The organism is Gilliamella sp. Nev5-1 (genome assembly GCF_001690895.1).
Taxonomy (GTDB): domain Bacteria; phylum Pseudomonadota; class Gammaproteobacteria; order Enterobacterales; family Orbaceae; genus Gilliamella; species Gilliamella apicola_C.
This window is the reverse complement of record NZ_LZHO01000085.1, coordinates 1-3,479: the sequence shown is the minus strand read 5'-3', so window position 1 is coordinate 3,479 and position 3,479 is coordinate 1. Positions and strand designations below refer to the sequence as shown.

General features: G+C 29.2%; 4 protein-coding genes. 2 read left to right on the top strand and 2 right to left on the bottom strand.

Translation table 11 applies throughout. The features are described 5' to 3' along the window. Both A9G41_RS11710 and A9G41_RS15140 read left to right on the top strand, forming a co-directional pair. Window positions 1-625, top strand: a 625-nt coding sequence (locus A9G41_RS11710) for a DUF3656 domain-containing protein (protein WP_143425471.1), incomplete at its 5' end; no start/stop codon positions are given. 714 nt (window positions 626-1,339) lie between these two features. After that, window positions 1,340-1,513 carry a phage/plasmid replication protein, II/X family gene (locus A9G41_RS15140; RefSeq protein ID WP_081302205.1) on the top strand — a complete coding sequence of 58 codons (174 nt, stop codon included), beginning with the start codon at window positions 1,340-1,342 and terminating at the stop codon, window positions 1,511-1,513. Window positions 1,514-1,966: 453 nt separating this feature from the next. Here the strand turns inward: A9G41_RS15140 and A9G41_RS15135 are convergent, their stop codons facing one another. Both A9G41_RS15135 and A9G41_RS11705 read right to left on the bottom strand, forming a co-directional pair. Next, window positions 1,967-2,137, bottom strand: a complete 171-nt coding sequence (locus A9G41_RS15135; protein WP_442903298.1) for a phage/plasmid replication protein, II/X family — start codon at window positions 2,135-2,137, stop codon at window positions 1,967-1,969. Between the two features lie 717 nt (window positions 2,138-2,854). Next, window positions 2,855-3,479: DUF3656 domain-containing protein (locus A9G41_RS11705; protein WP_143425471.1), on the bottom strand; the 625-nt coding region annotated here is incomplete at its 5' end.

Here is a 3,479-nt window from a genome sequence, read left to right as displayed (position 1 = left end):
TGAATTAGCATTAAAGGATGAATTTGATCTTGCAGAACAACCAGATAAATTTGTGAAAAATATTAGAGATAACTTATCTAAAATAGGGCAAACAATATATCACCTAATTGAATTTAAAATGAATTTGTCAAAAATTTATTTTATTCCAAGTAGCCGACTAAATCAATTTAGAAGAGAAATTATCGATAATTTAACCGCCGCTAGATTAGCCAATTATCATTGTAAGACACGTAAGCCAGAATTAAAACCAACACCAATTTACCCAGAGACACACTTAAGTTACTTAGCCAATGTATATAACCATAAAGCTAAGGAATTTTATGCACAACATGGCGTAAAATTAATTGAAAGTGCGTATGAAGCACACGAAATAAAAGATGATGTCCCACTAATGATAACGAAACATTGTTTACGATTTGCGTTTAATTTATGTCCAAAACAAGCAAAAGGAATCCAAGGAGTAAAAAACAAAGTAACGCCAATGAAATTGATTCAAAACAATGAAGAATTATTATTAAAGTTCAATTGTAAAGCTTGTGAAATGCAAGTTTGGGGAAAAATCAAAAGCCACATCTTAAAAAAACCGTTACCTGGTAGTGATGTTATTTTTATGACAAAGAATTAAATTACTATAATAACAAAAATAACAAAAAAATTTAGTTTTAAATTGATGAGAACAGATATAAAGCAGTAGTTTCAAAAAATAAAGTTAGTAATGCAAGCTGGAATTAATTCTATAATTACCTGTTTTGTAAACTAAGTTTATTCATTATCACTAAAGCGCCTATTTGTGAAACTATGCTTGGTTAATCAAATAGGCATTTGCCTATCAACACACTTTAATTAGCAACATAAAGCCTGTTTAAGTGGCACCAAGCTTAATTGTAAGTATCCGAAACAAAGGTGATGAGGTGGCAGAAAGTACCGTTGTAAATAAACACAATAAAAACAGTCAGAAAACACATTGATTTTATTTAACTTTTTTTTAACAACTTTGAAGGACAAAGTTCCTAGCATTAAAAAAGAAGAGCGCCGATAAACGGCCAATTAAACAGCCGACAAGTTATAACATAATTGATTTTAATGGTCATTTATTCTTCATTCTTAATTCACAAATTGATTAATTTAATTTTTTGTTGGTGGGTTATGTTTTTTTATTTGAGGTCATGATTATGCTAGTTTCATCGTCTAGTTTTACGTACGTTTATCGTGGTACGCAAAATGTCATTATGCGTACCACGATAAAAATATCTATGAAACTTTAAGTCCTTTATCGTCCGTATCAGTTCTAATTATTAATTGCCACTTAACGTCTTTTGATTGAGTATTTTGTCAATCAATTATTACTAGAACAGGAAAAATCTCATATTCAAAAGCTAATCGAATTTATACTTTTTATCGATTATTACTAAATGACGGTTATCAATTTGTTAAGAACTCTATGTCACAAAAAACTTTTTGGCTGTACGAAAAAGACTTGTTATTAATTGGTTTAAGTAAAATGCAATTATAAAACTTACAACAACAAAAAAATAACGTAATTCCGTTGCGCAGAGTTATTAATATTGATTTTAGTCATCAGTGTCCGAGTGGGTACGTAGAGCCGACATCATTTTACGATGATATAATTCACAACAACCTTATTTAACATAATATACATTATGCGTACCACGATAAACGTACGTAAAACTAGACGATGAAACCTGTATAATCATGACCTCAATTTAAAAAACACGATTTACCAGTAAAATGGTAAATTAATCAATCTACTAACAAATTAACAAAAATAAATAATCATTAAAATCAATACGTTAGAATAATGTATATTATGTTAAATAAGGTTGTTGTGAATTATATCATCGTAAAATGATGTCGGCTCTACGTACCCACTCGGACACTGATGACTAAAATCAATATTAATAACTCTGCGCAACGGAATTACGTTATTTTTTTGTTGTTGTAAGTTTTATAATTGCATTTTACTTAAACCAATTAATAACAAGTCTTTTTCGTACAGCCAAAAAGTTTTTTGTGACATAGAGTTCTTAACAAATTGATAACCGTCATTTAGTAATAATCGATAAAAAGTATAAATTCGATTAGCTTTTGAATATGAGATTTTTCCTGTTCTAGTAATAATTGATTGACAAAATACTCAATCAAAAGACGTTAAGTGGCAATTAATAATTAGAACTGATACGGACGATAAAGGACTTAAAGTTTCATAGATATTTTTATCGTGGTACGCATAATGACATTTTGCGTACCACGATAAACGTACGTAAAACTAGACGATGAAACTAGCATAATCATGACCTCAAATAAAAAAACATAACCCACCAACAAAAAATTAAATTAATCAATTTGTGAATTAAGAATGAAGAATAAATGACCATTAAAATCAATTATGTTATAACTTGTCGGCTGTTTAATTGGCCGTTTATCGGCGCTCTTCTTTTTTAATGCTAGGAACTTTGTCCTTCAAAGTTGTTAAAAAAAAGTTAAATAAAATCAATGTGTTTTCTGACTGTTTTTATTGTGTTTATTTACAACGGTACTTTCTGCCACCTCATCACCTTTGTTTCGGATACTTACAATTAAGCTTGGTGCCACTTAAACAGGCTTTATGTTGCTAATTAAAGTGTGTTGATAGGCAAATGCCTATTTGATTAACCAAGCATAGTTTCACAAATAGGCGCTTTAGTGATAATGAATAAACTTAGTTTACAAAACAGGTAATTATAGAATTAATTCCAGCTTGCATTACTAACTTTATTTTTTGAAACTACTGCTTTATATCTGTTCTCATCAATTTAAAACTAAATTTTTTTGTTATTTTTGTTATTATAGTAATTTAATTCTTTGTCATAAAAATAACATCACTACCAGGTAACGGTTTTTTTAAGATGTGGCTTTTGATTTTTCCCCAAACTTGCATTTCACAAGCTTTACAATTGAACTTTAATAATAATTCTTCATTGTTTTGAATCAATTTCATTGGCGTTACTTTGTTTTTTACTCCTTGGATTCCTTTTGCTTGTTTTGGACATAAATTAAACGCAAATCGTAAACAATGTTTCGTTATCATTAGTGGGACATCATCTTTTATTTCGTGTGCTTCATACGCACTTTCAATTAATTTTACGCCATGTTGTGCATAAAATTCCTTAGCTTTATGGTTATATACATTGGCTAAGTAACTTAAGTGTGTCTCTGGGTAAATTGGTGTTGGTTTTAATTCTGGCTTACGTGTCTTACAATGATAATTGGCTAATCTAGCGGCGGTTAAATTATCGATAATTTCTCTTCTAAATTGATTTAGTCGGCTACTTGGAATAAAATAAATTTTTGACAAATTCATTTTAAATTCAATTAGGTGATATATTGTTTGCCCTATTTTAGATAAGTTATCTCTAATATTTTTCACAAATTTATCTGGTTGTTCTGCAAGATCAAATTCATCCTTTAATGCTAATTCA